General features: G+C 70.5%; 2 protein-coding genes. Both read right to left on the reverse strand.

The features are described from left to right. Positions 1–250, reverse strand: a 250-nt coding sequence (locus CCN37_RS42550) for a ParB/RepB/Spo0J family partition protein (RefSeq protein ID WP_371505748.1), incomplete at its 3' end; no start/stop codon positions are given. Continuing rightward, the gene (locus CCN37_RS42555) at positions 144–623 is read right to left on the reverse strand and encodes a ParB/RepB/Spo0J family partition protein (RefSeq protein ID WP_371505749.1); all 480 of its coding nucleotides are present in this window, start codon (positions 621–623) and stop codon (positions 144–146) included. The genes CCN37_RS42555 and CCN37_RS42550, both read right to left, overlap by 107 nt. Positions 624–657 lie beyond the last annotated feature (34 nt).

Here is a 657-nt window from a genome sequence, read left to right on the forward strand (position 1 = left end):
CCTCCACACCGAGCAGGGCCCGCGCATGGCCGGCGGAGAGCACTCCGGCGGCGACCCGGCGCTGCACCGGCAGCGAGAGACGCAGCAGACGCAGCGTGTTGGAGATCTGCGGGCGGGAGCGCCCGATCCGCTCCGCGAGCTGGTCATGAGTGCAGCCGAAGTCCTTGAGCAGCTGCTCGTAGGCGTGGGCCTCTTCGATCGCGTTCAGCTGGGCCCGGTGAAGGTTCTCCAGGAGCGCGTCCAGGAGCATCTTCTCGTCGTCGGTGTCCCGGACGATCGCCGGGATCCGCTCCAGGCCCGCCGTCGCCGAGGCCCGCCAGACGACGCTCGCCCATGACGAGCTCATAGCGGTCGGCCTCGATCTTGCGCACGACCACGGGCTGGAGCAGGCCGACCTCCTTGATGGAGGTGACGAGCTCCGCCAGCGCGTCCTCGTCGAAGACCTCACGGGGCTGATGCCGGTTGGGAACGATGGCATCGATCGGAAGCTCGGTGAAGTAGGCACCGGCCGGAGGCTCCGGCAGGGCCACCGGCTCGGGCTCGTTCCACGTCGGCGACGACTCCGGGGCCTGCGGGCTCTGCGGCAGCGTCGCCAGCTTCGCGGCGGCCACCCCTCGCTCCACCTGCCGTTCCTGGGGAGCAGCAGGAATCAGGGCA

Origin of the sequence: Allokutzneria sp. NRRL B-24872 (genome assembly GCF_002155965.1) — a bacterium.
In the GTDB taxonomy this organism is placed as follows: domain Bacteria; phylum Actinomycetota; class Actinomycetes; order Mycobacteriales; family Pseudonocardiaceae; genus Allokutzneria.